Origin of the sequence: Pseudonocardia sp. ICBG162 (assembly GCF_020496225.1) — a bacterium.
GTDB classification, from domain to species: Bacteria; Actinomycetota; Actinomycetes; order Mycobacteriales; family Pseudonocardiaceae; genus Pseudonocardia; species Pseudonocardia alni.
The window spans coordinates 124,252-140,957 of record NZ_JAHLJD010000023.1 but is presented as its reverse complement, the minus strand read 5'-3'; the positions used below and the strand labels follow the sequence as shown (position 1 = coordinate 140,957).

Annotated in this window: 15 protein-coding genes; 11 read left to right on the top strand and 4 right to left on the bottom strand. The window is 76.9% G+C overall.

The annotated features are described in order from the left end of the window. Positions 1–96: 96 nt before the first annotated feature. Genes KPL60_RS22920 through KPL60_RS22880 form a run of 9 tightly spaced genes read left to right on the top strand, consistent with a single transcriptional unit; the run spans position 97 to position 10,221 of the window. On the top strand, positions 97–1,656 hold the full coding sequence (locus KPL60_RS22920; protein WP_226367154.1) for an ABC transporter substrate-binding protein: 1,560 nt from the start codon (positions 97–99) through the stop codon (positions 1,654–1,656). Next, complete coding sequence (locus tag KPL60_RS22915; RefSeq protein ID WP_226367153.1) at positions 1,653–2,600, top strand: ABC transporter permease; 948 nt, start codon at positions 1,653–1,655, stop codon at positions 2,598–2,600. Before KPL60_RS22920 ends, KPL60_RS22915 begins: the two co-directional genes overlap by 4 nt. Further along, positions 2,597–3,418: an ABC transporter permease gene (locus tag KPL60_RS22910; RefSeq protein WP_226355333.1), complete on the top strand. Its 822-nt coding sequence runs from the start codon at positions 2,597–2,599 to the stop codon at positions 3,416–3,418. Before KPL60_RS22915 ends, KPL60_RS22910 begins: the two co-directional genes overlap by 4 nt. Then, complete coding sequence (locus KPL60_RS34835) at positions 3,415–5,070, top strand: ABC transporter ATP-binding protein (RefSeq protein WP_226367152.1); 1,656 nt, start codon at positions 3,415–3,417, stop codon at positions 5,068–5,070. The genes KPL60_RS22910 and KPL60_RS34835 overlap by 4 nt, the downstream gene beginning before the upstream one ends. Next, the gene (locus tag KPL60_RS22900) at positions 5,067–7,049 is read left to right on the top strand and encodes a CocE/NonD family hydrolase (protein WP_226367151.1); all 1,983 of its coding nucleotides are present in this window, start codon (positions 5,067–5,069) and stop codon (positions 7,047–7,049) included. The genes KPL60_RS34835 and KPL60_RS22900 overlap by 4 nt, the downstream gene beginning before the upstream one ends. Next, positions 7,046–7,657 (top strand): TetR/AcrR family transcriptional regulator, encoded by a 612-nt coding sequence (locus tag KPL60_RS22895; RefSeq protein ID WP_226367150.1) that lies wholly within the window; start codon positions 7,046–7,048, stop codon positions 7,655–7,657. The genes KPL60_RS22900 and KPL60_RS22895 overlap by 4 nt, the downstream gene beginning before the upstream one ends. A gap of 50 nt (positions 7,658–7,707) precedes the next feature. Then, positions 7,708–8,595: a PHP domain-containing protein gene (locus tag KPL60_RS22890; RefSeq protein WP_226367149.1), complete on the top strand. Its 888-nt coding sequence runs from the start codon at positions 7,708–7,710 to the stop codon at positions 8,593–8,595. A 58-nt stretch (positions 8,596–8,653) separates the two neighbouring features. After that, complete coding sequence (locus KPL60_RS22885) at positions 8,654–9,535, top strand: PD-(D/E)XK nuclease family protein (protein WP_178374327.1); 882 nt, start codon at positions 8,654–8,656, stop codon at positions 9,533–9,535. Next, positions 9,532–10,221 (top strand): hypothetical protein, encoded by a 690-nt coding sequence (locus KPL60_RS22880; protein WP_226367148.1) that lies wholly within the window; start codon positions 9,532–9,534, stop codon positions 10,219–10,221. The genes KPL60_RS22885 and KPL60_RS22880 overlap by 4 nt, the downstream gene beginning before the upstream one ends. A 4-nt stretch (positions 10,222–10,225) precedes the next feature. On the opposite strand, the gene KPL60_RS22875 is transcribed toward KPL60_RS22880, so the two are convergent. The 4 genes from KPL60_RS22875 to KPL60_RS22860 form a co-directional block, all read right to left on the bottom strand. Beyond that, on the bottom strand, positions 10,226–11,560 hold the full coding sequence (locus tag KPL60_RS22875; RefSeq protein WP_226367147.1) for an NAD(P)/FAD-dependent oxidoreductase: 1,335 nt from the start codon (positions 11,558–11,560) through the stop codon (positions 10,226–10,228). Positions 11,561–11,653: 93 nt separating this feature from the next. Beyond that, positions 11,654–12,271, bottom strand: coding sequence for a PadR family transcriptional regulator (locus KPL60_RS22870; RefSeq protein WP_178374324.1), 618 nt, complete (start codon positions 12,269–12,271; stop codon positions 11,654–11,656). Positions 12,272–12,316: 45 nt separating this feature from the next. Then, positions 12,317–13,570, bottom strand: coding sequence for a hypothetical protein (locus KPL60_RS22865; protein ID WP_226367146.1), 1,254 nt, complete (start codon positions 13,568–13,570; stop codon positions 12,317–12,319). 8 nt (positions 13,571–13,578) lie between these two features. Next, a complete protein-coding gene (locus tag KPL60_RS22860; protein ID WP_374228739.1) occupies positions 13,579–15,243 on the bottom strand; it encodes a DEAD/DEAH box helicase in 1,665 nt (554 codons plus the stop codon). A 455-nt stretch (positions 15,244–15,698) separates the two neighbouring features. Between KPL60_RS22860 and KPL60_RS22855 the strand changes: the two genes are divergently transcribed. Both KPL60_RS22855 and KPL60_RS22850 read left to right on the top strand, forming a co-directional pair. Continuing rightward, positions 15,699–16,355: a ferritin-like fold-containing protein gene (locus KPL60_RS22855; protein WP_226355341.1), complete on the top strand. Its 657-nt coding sequence runs from the start codon at positions 15,699–15,701 to the stop codon at positions 16,353–16,355. A gap of 105 nt (positions 16,356–16,460) precedes the next feature. Continuing rightward, positions 16,461–16,691: a DUF3107 domain-containing protein gene (locus tag KPL60_RS22850; protein WP_020625913.1), complete on the top strand. Its 231-nt coding sequence runs from the start codon at positions 16,461–16,463 to the stop codon at positions 16,689–16,691. Positions 16,692–16,706 lie beyond the last annotated feature (15 nt).

Sequence of the window (16,706 nt, the reverse complement as noted above, 5' to 3'; positions counted from 1 at the left end):
GTGCGGTCGCGGGCCCGGGGCACTTGACGTACGCCGGCAGCGCCTTATCGTTCACGGAACGAATCAATCGTTCAGTGAACGAGAAGGGGTGGGCGCGTGCCGGTGACACTGACCCGCCGGGCCGCCCTGCGCGGCGGACTGGCCGGGCTGGGACTGGCCGGGCTCGGTGCCGCGGGGCTCACCGGCTGCGGCGGCGCCCCCGCGACGACGGCGATCCCGGAGGCGGGACCGGCCGGACCGGCCCGTCGCGGCGGGCGGATGGTCATCGCCCGGCCGCCCGCGTCCGGGGCCGAGACACTGGACCCCGCGAGCTCGCTGTCGGCCTACGAGTACCTCGGCGCGCTCTACGACCGGCTCGTCGTGCTCGACGACACCGGAGCCGCCGTCCCGGGGCTCGCCGAGTCCTGGGAGTCGACCCCGGACGCGCGCACCTGGCGGTTCCGGCTGCGCCGCGGCGTCACCTTCCACCACGGGCGCGAGCTCACCGCCGCCGACGCCGTCCACACGCTGCGGCGGATCCTGGACCCGGCGACGTCGTCGCCGATGGCCGGGGTGTTCGCCGGGCTGCTGGAGCCGGCCGGGCTGTCGGCCCCGGACCGGTACACGCTGCAGGTCGCGCTGGCCAAGCCCGCGGCCGAGCTCCCGTCGCTGCTGTCGGGCTACCAGTGCGGGGTGCTGCCGGCGTCGGGGGAGATCGGGGTCGGCACCGGCCCGTTCGTGCTCGGCGGGTTCACCCCGGCCGGGCGCGGCAGCGTCACCGCCCACGAGGACCACTGGGCGGGCCGCCCGCACCTCGACGAGATCGCGTTCGCCTCCGTCGCCGACGCCCAGGCCCGCACCAACGCGCTGCTGGCCGGGCAGGTGCACCTGCTCATGCAGACCAACCTCGACACCGCCACCGCCCGGGTGGTGGCGTCCTCACCGCGCACCACGGTGGCGCGCTCGCGCAACGCCCAGTGGTACACGGTCCCGATGCTCGCGACGGCCGCGCCGTTCACCGACCCCGCGGTCCGCGACGCCGTCCGGCTGGCCTACGACCCGCAGGCCGTGCTGGACACCGCGGCGCGCGACGCCGGCGTCGTCGGCGGGGACAACCCGGTCCCGCCCGAACAGCGGGACTGGGTCTCGACGCTGCGCCCGCGCGACCCCGACCGGGCCCGGTCGCTGCTGCGCCGCGCCGGTGCCGAGGGACTGGAGCTCGACGTCTACACCTCGGCCTACGACCCGCTGTTCACCCCGGTCGCGGTCGCCTTCGCCGACTCCCTCGCCGACGCCGGGATCCGCGCCCGGCTGGTCACCGCCCCGGCCGACTCCTACTACACCCAGGTGTGGATGACCCGCCCGCTGTGCGTGTCGTACTGGTTCACCGGCCGCCCGATCGACCAGCTGCTCAACCAGATCTTCCGGTCCGGGTCGTCGTACAACGAGTCCGACTGGGCCGACCCCCGGTTCGACGCGATGCTCGACGCCGCCCGGGCCGAGACCGACGCCGCCCGCCGTCGCACGCTCTACCAGGACGCCCAGCGCTACGTCGCCACCCACGGCTCCGCGCTCACCCCGATGTTCGCCGACCGCCTGGTCGGCATGTCCCGCGACGTCCGCGGCTACCGCGAGCACGGGTTCGAGTTCGACTACCGCGGGCTGGGGTTCGCATGACCGCCTACGTGCTGCGCCGGCTCGGCGTCTCGGTGCTGACCCTGCTGCTGGCCTCGGTGCTGGTCTTCGTCGCGCTCCAGGCCCTGCCGGGGGACCTCGCCACCCAGCTGCTCGGCCGCGACGCGACGCCCGACGCGGTCGCGGCGCTGCGCGAGCAGCTCGGCCTCGACCGGCCCGCCTGGGAGCGCTACCTCGGCTGGCTGGGCGCCGCGCTCACCGGTGACCTCGGGACGTCGCTGGTCAGCGGGGACCCGGTCACGGCCGACCTGGCCGTGCACCTGCGCAACACCCTGCTCGTCGCCGGGCCCGCGGTGCTCGTCGGCATCCCGCTCGCGGTGGCGCTCGGCGTCGTCGCGGGGCTGTACCGCGACCGCGCGCCGGACCTGGTGATCTCCACGATCTGCCTGGTCGGGATGAGCGTGCCGGAGTTCGTCGTCGCGACCGTGCTGGTGCTGCTGCTCGCGATCACGGTCCCGCTCGCGCCCGCCGTCGTGCTGGACGGGCCGACCGCACCCGTCGCCGACCTGGCCGGGGCGATCTGGCTGCCCGCGATCGCGCTCACCACGGTCATGGCCGCCTACATCGTGCGGATGGCCCGGGCCGGGGTGATCGACACGATGGGCTCGGAGTTCGTCACGACCGCGAGGCTCAAGGGCGTGCCGCGCGGCCGGATCGTCCTCGCCCACGTCCTGCCCTCGGCGCTGCTGCCGACGCTCAACGTCATCGCGGTGAACCTGGCCTGGCTGATCGGAGGAGCCGTCGTGGTCGAGGCGGTGTTCAACTACCCGGGCGTCGGGACGCTGATGCTGCGCGCGGTGCAGAACCGCGACGTCCCGACCCTGCAGGCGGTCGCCGTGCTCGGCGCGGTCGTCTACGTCGTGGTCAACCTGGCCGCCGACCTCGCGGCGATGGCGCTGGACCCGCGGCTGCGGAGCACCCGGTGAGCCGGGCGCCGCTGCTCGTCGGGGTCGCGCTGGTCGGGCTGCACCTGGTGCTCGCCCTGGCCGCGCCGCTGCTGTCGCCGTACTCGCCGGTCGTCAGCGACCCGGCGGCGGCGCTGCAGGATCCGTCCTGGGCGCACTGGGCGGGCACCGACGCCTACGGCCGCGACGTGCTGGCCCGGGTCCTGTACGGCGGCCGGTACGCGCTCGCCGTGTCGGTCGCCGCGACCGTCGCCGCGGTCGGGCTCGGCACCCTGCTCGGCTGCCTGGTCGCCCTGCGCGGCGGGTGGCTCGACGACGCGGTCATGCGCGTCCTGGACGCGGTGCTGGCGGTCCCGCCGGTGCTGGCGCTGCTCGTGGTGGTGTCCGTCCTCGGCGCCGGCCCGGCGGTCGTCGTGCTCGCGGTGACCGTCACCTACGCCCCGGCGGTGGTCCGCGTCGTGCGTGCCGCCGCGATGTCGGTGGTCCGGCTCGACTTCGTCGCCGCGGCCCGGATGCGCGGCGAGCGCACCGGCTCGGTGCTGGTCCGCGAGGTCCTGCCGAACGTCGTCGGGGTCGTCGCGGTGGAGTTCGCGCTGCGCGCGTCCTGGGTGGTGCTGCTGATCAGCTCGCTGTCGTTCCTCGGGTTCGGGGCCGCGCCCCCGACGCCGGACTGGGGGCTCATGGTCGCCGAGAACCGCACCGCCGTCACCGTCGTGCCGTGGAGCGTGCTCGCCCCGATCCTCGCGCTGGCCACGCTGGTCATCGGGCTGAACCTGGCCGCGGACGGGCTGGCGAACCGGTGGGGCGTCGACCGGATGACCGCGGGGGCCCGCCGGTGAGCGCCCCGGTCGCCCGGGTCTCCGGTCTCGGGATCGCCTACCGGGCGGGCCGGGCCGATGTGCCCGTCGTGCGCGGGGTGTCCTTCGCCGTCGAGCCGGGGTGCACCCTCGGCCTGGTCGGGGAGTCCGGGAGCGGCAAGTCCACCGTCGCCGCGGCGCTGCTCGGCCACCTGCGCCGCGGGTCGCGGATCACCGCGGGCACCGTCGCGCTGCACGGCGAGGACGTGTTCGCCGCGGGCCCGCGACGGGTGCGCGCGCTGCGCCGCGGGACCGTCGCGATGGTCGCGCAGAACTCCGGGGCGGTGCTGACGCCGTCGATGCGGATCGGCGTCCAGCTCGCCGAGGCGCTGCCCGAGGGGACCGGCGACCGGGACACCCGGGTCGCGGAGCTGCTCGACCGCGTCCGGCTCGACCCCGCCCTGGCGCCGCGGTACCCGCACCAGCTCTCCGGCGGGCAGCAGCAGCGGGTCTCGATCGCCATGGCCGTCGCGGCCCGGCCGGACCTGCTCGTGCTCGACGAGCCGACGACCGGGCTGGACGTGCTCACCCAGGAGGAGGTGCTGCGGCTGCTGGCCGAGCTCGCCGAGGCCGACGGCCTGGCGAGCGTGCTGGTCAGCCACGACCTCGGCGTCGTGCGGCGGATGGCCGACGAGGTGCTGGTCCTGCGCGACGGGGAGCCCGTCGAGCAGCGCCCGGCGCCGGAGCTGTTCGCCGACCCGCGCACCGCCTACACCCGTCGGCTGCTCGCCTCGGTGCCGCGGCTGACCGACACCGGGCTCGCCGAGGTCGGCGAGGACGGCACCCGCACCGTCCGCGACCGGGCCGCCGGCGCGCCAGCGGGCGACCGCCCGGTCGCGGTGCAGGTCGACGGCGCCCGGATCACCTACGGCGGCACCGTCGCCGTGGAGGACGTGTCGTTCACCGTGCGCCGCGGCGAGGTCCTGGCGATCGTCGGGGAGTCGGGCAGCGGCAAGTCCACCCTGGCCCGGGCGCTGGCCGGCCTCGTCATCCCGGCCGGCGGGACGCTGCGGCTGTGCACCCCGGACGGCGCCCCGGCCGGCGACCTGTCCCGCCCCGCCGGACGGCGGCCGGTCGAGGTCCGCCGGGCCCTGCAGATGGCCTTCCAGAGCGCCGACACCGCGCTGAACCCGCGCCGCACCGTCGGCTCGTCACTGGCCCGGCCGGTCCGGCTGTTCGGCACGGCGACCGGGCGCGCGGGCGTCGCCCGCCGGGTCGCCGAGCTGGTCGCCGACGTGCGGCTCGACGCGTCGTTCGCCGGGCGGCTCCCGGCGCAGCTCTCGGGCGGGCAGCGCCAGCGGGTGGGGATCGCCCGCGCGCTGGCCGGGGACCCGGCCGTCGTCGTCGCGGACGAGGTGACCACCGCGCTCGACGTGTCGGTGCAGGCCTCGGTGCTGGCGCTGCTCGACGACCTGCGCCGCGAGCGCGACCTCGCCGTGCTGCTGATCAGCCACGACCTCGCCGTGGTGCGCGGCCTCGCCGACCGGGTGCTGGTGCTGAGGCACGGCCGGGTCGTCGAGCACGGGCCGACCGCCGAGGTCTTCGCCGACCCGCAGCACCCCTACACCCGCGAGCTGCTCACCGCCGCCCGCTACACCGATCTCGGCAGTCCTGAGGAGACCCCCGCACCATGAGGTACCGCGACGCGTTCCCGCGCCGCACCGAGACCGTCGACGCCTGGATCCCCACCCGCGACGGCACCCGGCTGCACGCCCGCATCCAGCTCCCGGTCGACGCCCTCGACGACCCGGTGCCCGCCCTGCTGGAGTACCTGCCCTACCGCAAGGACGACTGGACCGCGCCCCGCGACGCCGCCCGCCACCCCTGGTACGCCGGGCACGGCTACGCCTCGGTGCGCGTCGACGTCCGGGGCACCGGCGACTCCGAGGGGCTGCTGCTCGACGAGTACACCCCGGCCGAGCTGGCCGACGGCGTCGACGTCGTGGAGTGGCTGGCCGCGCAGCCCTGGTGCACCGGCCGGGTCGGGATGTTCGGGATCTCCTGGGGCGGGTTCAACGCCCTGCAGGTCGCCGCGCTCGCCCCCGACGCGCTCCAGGCGGTCGTCACCGTCTGCTCCACCGACGACCGCTACGACAACGACGTGCACTACACCGGCGGCGCCGTGCTCGGCATCGACATGGCGGGCTGGTCGGGCACGATGCTGGCGTTCACCGCCCGGCCGCCGGACCCGGCCGTCGTCGGGGAGCGGTGGCTGCCGATGTGGCGCGAGCGCCTGGAGGCGGCCGAACCGTTCCTGCACCACTGGCTGGCCCACCCCGAGCGCGACGACTACTGGCGGCACGGCTCGGTCTGCGAGGACCCCTCGGCGATCCGGGCCGCGGTGCTCGCCGTCGGCGGATGGAACGACCCGTACCGCGACACCGTGCTCCGCCTGCTGTCCACACTGGACGCACCGGTGCGCGGGATCGTCGGCCCGTGGGCGCACCGCTACCCCGACATCGAGCTGCCGCCCGGCCCCGCGATCGGGTTCCTGCAGGAGACGCTGCGCTGGTGGGACCGCTGGCTCAAGGACGAGCCCACCGGCGTCGAGGACGACCCGCCGCTGCGGGCGTGGATCCAGGAACCGGTCCGGCCCGCCACCACCTACCCCGAGCGCCCCGGGCGGTGGGTCGGCGCCCCGGCCGTCGGGGAGACCGTCCGTGAGCTGGTGCTGGGCAGCGGGAGCGAGCCGGTCGTCGTCGCCGCGCCGGACCACACCGGGATCGACGCCGGGCGCTACTTCCCCTTCGGCAACCCCACCGACCTGCCGCCCGACCAGCGCGCCGAGGACGGCCGCTCGGTCTGCTTCGACCTCGGCCCGCTGCCCGAGCGCGTCGAGATCCTCGGCAGGCCGGTGGTGCGGCTGCACCTGGACGCCGACCGGCCCGCGGCCGCCGTCGTCGTCCGGCTGTGCACCGTGGACGACGACGGCGCGTCCACACTGGTCACCCGGGGCGTGCTGAACCTGACCCGCCGCCACGGCCGCGACCGCACCGTGCCGTGGACCCCGGGCGTCCCCGAGACGGTCGAGGTGCCGCTGATGGCGACCGGCTCGGCCGTCCCCGCCGGCGGGCGGCTGCGGGTCGCGGTCTCGCAGACGTACTGGCCGTGGGTGTGGCCGCACCCCGAGCCGGTACGCCTGACGGTCGTACCCGGCCGGAGCTCGCTGACCCTGCCGCTGAACACCGGCACCGACCTCCCGGCGACGACGTTCGGCCCGCCCGAGCAGGCGCCGCCACTGCCGGTGACGACCACCCCGCCGCCGGACCGTCCCGAACGCGAGGTCCTCCACGACGTCGGTACCGGCACCTGGGAGCTGCGCGTCGACCCCCGCTACGGCGGCTCGCGCACCTTCCCCGACGGCCTGTCCTACGCCGAGGACACCCGCGAGACCTACCGGATCACCGACGGCGACCCGCTCTCGGCGCGCGCCGAGTCGGCCTGGACGATCGCGATCGGCCGCGGCGACTGGCGGACCGACGTCGAGACCCGCTCGGTGCTCACCGCGACCGCCACCGACTTCGTCGCCGACAGCTCGCTGGTCGCGCGGCACGGCGACGAGATCGTCGCCGAGCGACGCTGGCACCGCACGATCCCGCGGCGGGGCGCATGAGCGCCCGGCCCGCGCGGCGCCGCCAGCCCACCGAGGTCCGGCGCGCGATGGTGCTCGAGGCGGTCCCGGCCCTGGTCGCCGAACGCGGCGTGCGCGGCACCGGCATCCGGGACATCGCCGCCGCGGCCGGGGTGTCGGTCGGGACGCTGACCTACCACTTCTCCGGGGTCCGGGAGATCCTCGCCGAGTCCCTCGCCGTGCAGCTCGCCGCCTACTACGACCCGCTGCGCGAGCGGGCCGCGGCGCTGGCCCCGCGCGACGGCCTGGACCTGCTGCTCGCCGCCTCGCTCGACGAGGAGACCCGGCCGCACTGGCGGCTGTGGTTCGAGTGCTGGCAGGACGGCGTGTGGGACGACGAACGGTCCCAGCACGAGCGCTACACCGGCTGGCACACCGTCCTGCGGGACCTGGTCCTCGCCGGGGTCGCCGACGGCTCGCTGCGCTGCGCGGACCCCGACGGCACCGCGGCCCGGCTCGTCGCGCTGGTCGACGGGCTGGCCCTGCAACGGCTGCGCGGGGTGCCCCCGATGTCGTCGGAACAGGCGGTCGCGCACGTCCGGACCGCGCTGGCCGACTGGACCGGGTCGTCCCGCCCGACGGGGGAGTAGGCGCCCCGTCCCGGGGTGCGCCGGTGGTGCGCGGGGCTAGGGTCGGGCGCGTGTCCGTCATCGACCTGCACGCCCACTCCACCGCGTCCGACGGCACCGACTCCCCGGCCGGGCTGGTCCGGGCGGCCGGCGCCGCGGGGCTCGACGTCGTCGCGATCACCGACCACGACACCACCGCCGGGTGGACCGAGGCGGGGGCCGCGCTGCCGGCCGGTCTCGCGCTGGTGCGCGGCGCGGAGTTCTCCTGCCTGAGCCCGACCGGCCGCACGGGCGAGCCGCGCTGCTCGGTGCACCTGCTCGGCTACCTGTTCGACCCGGAGCACGCCGCGATCGTCGCGGAGCAGGAGCGGCTCCGGTCCGAGCGCGTGCAGCGGCTGGAGACCATGATCGGACGGATGGCCGCCGACGGGTACCCGGTCGACGTCGACACCGTGTTCGCGCACCTGCCCGAGGGCGGCAGCGCGGGCCGGCCGCACCTGGCCCGCGCGCTCGTCGCGGCCGGCGTCGTCGGGTCGGTCGACGAGGCCTTCGCCGAGCTGCTGCACAACGACAGCCCCTACTACGTGCCGCGGGCCGACACCCGGGTCGAGACGGCCGTCGAGATGATCGTCGCGGCGGGCGGGGTCGCGGTGTTCGCGCACCCACTGGCCCGCAGGCGCGGTGTGGTCGTGGAGCCGTCGGTGCTCGTGGACCTCGTCGGCTGGGGGCTGGGCGGGATCGAGGTCGACCACCCGAACCACGCCCCGGCCGACCGCGAGCTGCTGCGCGGGATCACCGCCGAGCACGGCCTGCTCGCGACCGGCTCCAGCGACTACCACGGCACGAACAAGACGACCCCGCTCGCCGAGGAGACGACCGACCCGGAGGTCTACGCGGCGCTGACCGAACGGGCCACCGGCGTCCCCGTGCTGCACGGCGGATCCGGCGGCACCGCGTGACGGTGCGTCGCCGGGAGTGATCGACGGTCGGTGACCGTCCGGGAGTACCGTGGCGCCCATGGCCCGGACCACCGCTCCCGCCACCGGGACCCCGGACGGTCAGCTCGGCCTGGACCTGCTCGACCCCGGCTTCGGTGCGACCGCGCTGCACCGGGTCACCCCGGCCCGGCTCGACACCTGGGACGCCTGCCCGCGCCGCTACCGGATGCTGCACGTCGACCGGCCGGCCCCGCCGCGGGGCGGCGGGTTCGCCCACACCACGCTCGGTGCGGTGGTGCACCTGGCGCTGCGGTCGCTGGCGGCCCTGCCCGCCGAGCGGCGCACCCCGGAGCAGGCCGCGTCCCTGGTGGACCGGCACTGGACCGGCGAGGGGTTCGCCGACGACGCCCAGGCCGCCCGGTACCGCGAGCGCGCCCGGGACTGGCTGGCCGCCGCCGTCGACGGCCCGGCCGGGCGGGACGAGCCGCTCGCCGTCGAACGGTGGGTGCGGGCCCCCGCCGGGCCGCTGCTGGTCGAGGGCCGGGTCGACAGGATCGACGCGCGCGACGGCGAGGCCGTCGTCGTCGACTTCAAGACCGGGCGCCGGGTGCCGACCGCGGCCGACGCCGCGGACTCCCGGCAGCTCGCGCTCTACGCCGTCGCCACCGCCTCGGTGTTCCGCCGCCCCTGCCGCACGGTCGAGCTGCACCACGTGCCGACCGGGACCGTCGCCGCGCACACCCACGACCAGGCCTCCCTCGACCGGCACGTCGCCGCGGCCGCGGAGTCCGCCGACGCCGCCGCCGGGGCGACGACCGCGCTGGCCGACGGCGGCGACGCCGACACGCTCTTCCCGGCCCGCACCGGTGCGCACTGCGGGACCTGCGCGGTCCGCCGGAACTGCGCTCCGGGCCGCGCCGCCGTCCCGGAGCCGCGACCGTGGGACCTGCTCGCCCCGTGACCGCCGACCCGCAGTTCCCCGGCCCGCCGCCCCGCGGCCGCCCCCCGCTCCCGCCCCGCCCGCCGGGCGCGCCCGCCCCGTACCGCGCCGGGCCGTCGCACGGCCGCCCGCACCCCGGCCCCGACGGCTACGGCCCCCGCCCGCCGGTCCCGCCGTCCGGCCCGCCCGGGCGCCGCGGCGGCGTCGGGCCCCCGGCGGGTCCGCGGCCCACCGAGGCCCTGCCCGAGTCCCGCCGCGCACCGCGCCGCGGCGACGCCGGGTCGCGCCGCGGGCTGTCCTCCGGCGCGGGCGAGCCGCCGCGCGCCGACGAGCACCCCGCCGCCCGCGCGCCCGGCCGGCGGGCCGACCGCCGCCGCGCCGAGGAGGGCGAGCGGCGGGCACGGCGCCGCACCCCCGGACCCGACGTCGACGGCGCCGGGGCCCGGCTGCTGCGCGGCCTGGCCGGGGTGCTCGCCGGCGGGCTGGTCGTGCTCGCGCTCGGGCTGGTCGTCGTGGAGTGGGTGGCCGGGAACAGCGGGGTCCCCGGGCCCGGCTCCGGCGCGATCGTCGCGCACGTCGGGGCGGCGGTCGTCGCCGTCGTCGGCCAGGTCGTCGCGGACCGGCGGCGGGACCGCACCGGGCTGCTCGCCGCGCTCGGGGTGGTCGTGACGGCGTCGTTGGTGCTCGGGTTCGGCTGGTTCCTGTAGCCGCTCAGGCGCGCTCGGAGTCCCTGACGCGCTGCATGCCGCGGGCCAGCCGCCGGCGCAGCGCGGGGACCCGGTTCACCAGGCGCAGCCCGGTCCGCTGCGCGGCGGTCCCCAGCGCCCGCGCGACCGGGCCGCGGTCGGAGTCGTCGTGCATCTGCTGCAGCGACTCGCGCACCGCGACGGCCGAGTAGCGGCGCATCTCCGCCTCGTAGCCGCCGACGGCGGTGCGCAGGTCGAGGCCGCCGTCGTGCACCCGGACCAGGCGTTCGCCCAGCTCACGGGCATCGCGCAGGGCGGTGTTGGCGCCGGCGCCGCGGCCGGGGGTCATGGTGTGCGCGGCGTCGCCGAGCAGCGTGACCGGGCCGGGCTCCCAGTGCGGCAGCGGGTTGGAGGTGCGGATGTCGATCCACAACGCCGACGCCGGGTCCGACCGGTCGAGCAGCGCGCGCCAGCGCGGGTCCCAGTCCGCGGTGACCTGCTGCGCCAGGGTGAGCAGAGCGGAGCCGTCCGCGGACACCGCCCGCCCGCCCGGCAGCACGGTGTGCGAGACGGTGACGCCCCACGAGACGAAGTCGTCCGTCGGGTCCCCGGCCAGCCCGGGCCAGCCGCGCAGCGCCGCGGCGCGGGCCGGGTCGGTCCCGGGGCGCGGGACGCGGTCGGCGTCCCAGGGCATCCGCATGACGTGGGTGATCCCCATCGTCCCGGTGCGGCCGAACACCAGGGCCATGCCGTCGGCGCCGGGCAGCAGCGCGGTCGTGGCGGCGTCGAGCGGGGCGCGGCCGCCGATCGCGACGAGCCCGGTGGAGGTGTGGCCCGCACCGGGCAGGAACCGTGCGCGGACCCGGGAGTGCGCGCCGTCGGCGCCCACGAGCAGGTCGCCGGTGACCGTGTCCCCGTCCCCGGTGCGGACGAGGACGGTGCCGTCGTCGCGCACCTCGTGGTCGACGTACGGGCTGCCCCAGCGCACCGTGTCCCCGATGCCGGTCAGCAGCACCCGGCGCAGCGTGGTGCGGCTGACGTTGAACTCCTCGGCCCCGCCGCCGGGCATCTCGGCGAACGGCAGCGACAGCAGCTCGCGGTACTGCTCGGTGCACATCAGCAGCCGGTCGTACGACGCGGCCGTGGTCGCCTCGAACACCGCGTACAGCTCCGCGGGCAGGCAGGCCCGCAGGGCCCGGGAGCCGTCGGGGGAGATCCCGACCCGGTAGCCGCGCAGCCCGGCCGGCCGCGGGTCGGTGTCGCGTTCCAGGACGACGACCTGCGCCCCGGCCCGGTGCAGTCGCTGGGCCAGGCACAGGCCGCCGGTACCGGCACCGGCGACGATCACTCGGACGGACATGGTGGACCTCCGTGTCGGAGCAGGGCGGATCGCGGCCGGTCGCGGACGCGACGGCCGTGCGTGCGGTGCGGCCGGGACGCGCCCGGCGCCCGGTCAGGGGCGGTCGGGCGGTGCGGTGCCGCTGCGCGCGGCGGCCAGGCGCAGCAGCTCCTCGCGGTTCCAGGTGAGGCGGCCGGAGCGGACGTCGTCGACGAGCGCGGCGACCCAGGAGGTCTCGGCCTCCAGCATCGCGATGGTGTACCCGAGCTCGACGAGCACGACCCACGGCAGCAGGCCCGCGACCGCGTCGTGGCTCGCCCGGGCGCCGGCCAGCCGTCGTCGCAGGGTGCCGAGGCGGATCTCCACGGCCGCGGCGGCGTCGGCCGGGGTGAGCTGGGGCAGGTGCGCGAGGCCGACGACGAACTCGGGGAACTCCGGCCGCGGCACGGCCAGCATCTCCCGGGTCCACTCCTCGGCGGTCTCGCGGCCCGCGTCGGTGACCGCGTACAGGGTGCGTTCCGGGCGGGCGGTCTCCCGCTCGGTGGTGTGCTCGACGATCAGGCCGTCGCGCGCGAGACGGTCGATCGTCTTGTAGAGCTGTGACCGCTGCCCGACGTTGACCACGTCGTCCTTGCCCCGCTCGCGGACGAGCTGCTGCACCCGGTAGGGGTGCATGGGCTCCTCGGTGAGCAGGGACAGCACGGCGAGGGCCAGGCCGGACCGCTGTGTCATGGTGTCGACGATACTAGTGTCGAAGACACTATGGCAACGGTCGGCTCAGCCGGCGGGCCCCAGCACGACGAGCTCGTCGCCGCGCAGCTCGACCAGCAGGGCGCCCTGGGCGGCGAGCAGGACCGGCGCGGTGACCGGGCCGCGGTCCACCGGCAGAGTCCGGGCGACGACGCCGGTGGCCGGGTCGACGTCGGCGATCCCGCCGGGGACGGGCACGAGCAGCCGGTCGCCGTAGCGGGTCCCGGGGCCGAGGGTGCCGGGCAGGCTCCAGCGCGGCTGGAGGCTGCGGGTGTCCAGCGCGACGGTCGCGCCGCCGGTCCACCAGTAGCGGCGCTGGTCGTCGGCGGTGGTGCGGGCGACGCCGTCGGCGGGGGTGGCGACCGTCGCGCCCGCGTCGACCGGGAACTCGCCGATGCTGCGCCCGGACCGGTCGTAGAGGGCCAGGCGGGGTGCACCCGGGAGCAGGACGGCGACGCGCTCGGACGACGCGGCGACCACCTGGGCGCCGTCGGTCCCGGTGACCGACGACGAGTCGAACGCGGGCCGGTCACCCTCGGTCCCGCTGGGACGCAGCACCGTCAGCCGCTCGGACGGCTCACCGGGGCAGCGCTCCAGGATCGCGGCGCGGTCCTCGGCGGCGGCGAAGGAGCGGAACGTGCACCCCGACCGCGGCTGCGAGCCGGGCTCCTCCAGCGCGCGCACCGTGCCGTACTCGGCGGTGCGGACCAGGTCGGAGCGGAAGGTCTCGACGTAGTCCTGGCCGGTCGCGAGCACCGGGTCCTGGCCGATCAGCCGGGTGCCGGGCCGGGCGTCGAGGGTCCGGGCCGGTCCACGGGCCCCGGAGTCGGGCTGGAGCGTGGACAGCTCGGAGCAGTACTCGTCGTTGCGGTAGAGCGCGAGCACGCGGCCGTCGGCGAACCCGGTGGTGCACAGCGGCAGGTCACGCTCGTAGCTCCAGCGCTCGGCGCCCGTGCGGGCGTCGTGCCCGGATACCCGCGACCCCTCGGCGACGACGACGCCGTCCCCGACCGCCAGCGGCACCGGCGTGTCCGGGCTGGCCGCCCGCCACAGCTCGGTGAACCCGGCCGGGACCGGGCCGACCGGCGGCGGCGGGGTGGGCGCGGTCGCGGCCGTCACCGACTCGGTGTGCGCGGCCGGGCTCTGCACGGCGTAGAGCACCGCGACCCCGGCGACCAGCAGCACGAGCACCGCGGCGACCAGTCGGTCGCCGCGGTGTCGTCGTTCGGCGGGGACGCCCGGGAGCGGGAGCCGGTCCCGCAGGGGTCGGCCGCGCAGCACGCGTGGTGTCAGCTGGCGGCCGCGTCGGCCCCGTCGGCGGACTCGCCGCCGCCGGGTCCGCGCCGCGACCCGCCGCGGCGACGACGGCGGCGCGGCTTGGCCGCCCCGCCCTCGGCCGACGCGCCGGCGTCCGGCCCGTTCTGCGGGGCGCCCTCGGCGGAGCCCGCGGAGGCGGCACCCTCGGCGGGGGCCGAGGCGCCCGCCTCGACCGCGACCCCGCCGCGGGTCCGGGACCGGGAGCGGTTGCGCCGCGGGCGGCGACCGCCCTCGTCGCCGTCGCCGTCGCGGCTGCCCTCGCGGCCGCCGCCGTCGCGCCCGGCGCCGTCACGACGGCTGCCGCGCGGCTTGCGGGCGCCCTGGTGGTCGCCCTCGGAGTCGATGTACTCGGCGTCGAGCCCGGCGCGGGTGCGCGCGGACAGCGGGAGCCGCCCGGACGCCGTCGTCGGGATGTCGAGGTCGGTGAACAGGTGGTCCGAGGTCGAGTAGGTCTCGACCGGCTCGTCGATGCCCAGCGACAGGTCGTCGGAGATCATCTTCCAGCGCGGGGTCTCGTCCCAGTCCACCAGCGTGACCGCGACGCCCTCGCGCCCGGCGCGGCCGGTGCGGCCGATCCGGTGCACGTAGGTCTTCGCGTCCTCGGGGCACTGGTAGTTGATGACGTGGGTGACGCCGGTGACGTCGATGCCGCGGGCCGCGACGTCGGTCGCGACCAGCACGTCGACCTTCTCCGCGCGGAACGCGCGCAGCGCCTGCTCACGGGCGCCCTGGCCGAGGTCACCGTGCACCGCGGCGGCGGCGAAGCCGCGCTCGGCGAGGTCGTCGGCGACCCGCTGGGCGGTCCGCTTGGTCCGGGTGAAGATCATCGTCAGGCCGCGGTCCTTGGCCTGCAGGGCCCGGGTGACCAGCTCGACCTTGTCCATCGCGTGCGCGCGGTAGACGAGCTGCTTGGTCCGCTCGTGGATGGAGCCCTGGTCGGCCTCCTCCGCGCGGATGTGCGTCGGGCGGGTCAGGAACGCCCGGGACAGCTGCACGATCGGGCCCGGCATGGTCGCCGAGAACAGCATCGTGTGCCGCTCCTCGGGGAGCATGCGCAGGATCCGCTCGACGTCGGGCAGGAAGCCCAGGTCCAGCATCTCGTCGGCCTCGTCGAGGACGAGCGCCTTGACCCGGCCGAGGACCAGGTGGCGCTGCTCGGCGAGGTCGAGCAGCCGGCCCGGGGTGCCGACGATGACGTCGACGCCCTTGCGCAGGGCCTCCAGCTGCGGCTCGTAGGCACGGCCGCCGTAGATGGCGACGACGCGCACGCCCAGGTTCTTGCCCGCGGCGGCGATGTCCCGGGCGACCTGCACGCACAGCTCGCGGGTCGGGACGACGACGAGCGCCTGCGGGACGTCCTTGGTGCGGTCGGCGGCCTCGCCCTCGGCGGTGGCCGCGGCACGCTCACCGGGCGGGGTGATCCGCTGCAGCAGCGGGACGCCGAAGCCCAGCGTCTTGCCGGTGCCGGTGCGGGCCTGGCCGATGACGTCCTCGCCGGCGAGCGCCAGCGGGAGGGTGAGCTCCTGGATCGCGAACGTGCGCACGATGTCGTTCTCCGCGAGCGCGGAGACGATCTCGGGCCGGACGCCGAGCTCGGCGAAGGTCGGGGGGAGCTTCTCGCCGCCGGGGTTGGTCACGCCGAGCGGGGTCTCGCTGGGGGTGATGCCGGTGGGCAGGAAGCCCGGGTCGGCCTCGGGGGTGTCGGTGCTGTCGACTCGGGACAGTGTGATCGCCTCTCTCCGCGCACAGGAGCCGTGGCGTGGCTCGTCGACCGGCCCCGGGCCGTCGGGGACGGTCCGGGCGGGAGAGCCGCCGAGGCGCTGCGCGCACCAGTTCGGGTGCGGGTCCCGGTGAGACGTGCTCGGCCGTGTCGGCCGCTCGTCCCGTTACCCGGTCCCCGCGCGGTGGGCGCGTCCGCATGGAGTCCCATGAGCCCGAAATCCGGTGACGCGCTGCCCGCATGGTACCCGCCGCGGCGCCCGAACACGACGGCGCGGCCGTCGCCGGGTGTGGTGAGTTGTCTCGCCCCGTGGCCGGGGCGGCCGTCGCGGGCCGCCCGGCGGGCCCGTACGGCCCGGTTAGGGTGATGGTCATGACCACTGGAGGCGACGCGCCGACGGCCGCGACCGTGGAGCTGCTCGGCGTGCTGGCCTACGGCGAGCTGTCGGCGTTCGACCGGCTCGCCGAGGACGCCCGGGCCGCGCCGACGCTGGCCGGCCGCGCGCAGCTGTCGACGATGGCGGCCGCCGAGATCGGCCACTTCCGCCTCATCGAGGACCACCTGGGCCGCAGCGGGATCGCCGTCGCCGACGCGATGGCGCCGTTCGTCGCGCTGATCGACAGCTACCACGCCTCGACCGCCCCGCGGAGCTGGCTGGAGTCGCTGGTCAAGGCCTACCTCGGCGACGGTCTCGGCGCCGACTTCTACCGCGAGGTCGCGGGCTGGGTGGACCCCGGCACCGGCGACCTGGTGCAGCGGGTGCTCGCCGACACCGGGCACTCCGCCTTCGCCGAGCGCGAGGTGCGGGCCGCCTGCGCCGCCAACCCGGCGCAGCGCGACCGGCTGGCCCTGTGGGGCAGGCGGCTGCTCGGCGAGGCCGTCACCCACGCCCAGCGGGTCGTCGCCGAGCGCGACGAGCTGGCCGAGTTCATCGTGCTCGGCTCGGGGGAGAAGGGCGGCGTGGCCGGGCTCATCCGGACGGTGCAGACCGCGCACGGCCGCCGGATGGGCAGGCTCGGACTCTCCTGAGCCCCGGCCCGGCTGTCCGCTCCCGGCTCGCCGATGCTCCGGCCCGATCTGGACTAGCCTGGCGCGGGCAAGGTGATCAGAAGTGACGGATCGGGAGGACCACCGGTGAAGGTCAAGATCGGCATCGCGGAGACCCCGCGGGAGCTCGTGGTGTCCAGCGACCGCACGCCGGACGAGGTGGCCCAGCTCGTGAGCGGGGCGATGAAGTCCGACGACGGGCTGCTGGACCTCACCGACGACGAGGGCCGTCGCTACGTCGTCCCGGTCGCGCGCATCTCGTACGTGGAGATCGGCCCGTCCGAGGAGCGCCGGGTCGGGTTCGGCCTCAGCGGCTGAGCGCACACGGAGTCG

Bases quoted from the DNA above. Each gene is read 5' to 3' on its own strand.
- KPL60_RS22915 (WP_226367153.1), top strand. From the start codon at position 1,653: ATGACCGCCTACGTGCTGCGCCGGCTCGGCGTCTCGGTGCTGACCCTG.
- KPL60_RS22900 (WP_226367151.1), top strand. From the start codon at position 5,067: ATGAGGTACCGCGACGCGTTCCCGCGCCGCACCGAGACCGTCGACGCC.
- KPL60_RS22895 (WP_226367150.1), top strand. From the start codon at position 7,046: ATGAGCGCCCGGCCCGCGCGGCGCCGCCAGCCCACCGAGGTCCGGCGC.
- KPL60_RS22885 (WP_178374327.1), top strand. From the start codon at position 8,654: ATGGCCCGGACCACCGCTCCCGCCACCGGGACCCCGGACGGTCAGCTC.
- KPL60_RS22875 (WP_226367147.1), bottom strand. From the start codon at position 11,560: ATGTCCGTCCGAGTGATCGTCGCCGGTGCCGGTACCGGCGGCCTGTGC.
- KPL60_RS22870 (WP_178374324.1), bottom strand. From the start codon at position 12,271: ATGACACAGCGGTCCGGCCTGGCCCTCGCCGTGCTGTCCCTGCTCACC.
- KPL60_RS22855 (WP_226355341.1), top strand. From the start codon at position 15,699: ATGACCACTGGAGGCGACGCGCCGACGGCCGCGACCGTGGAGCTGCTC.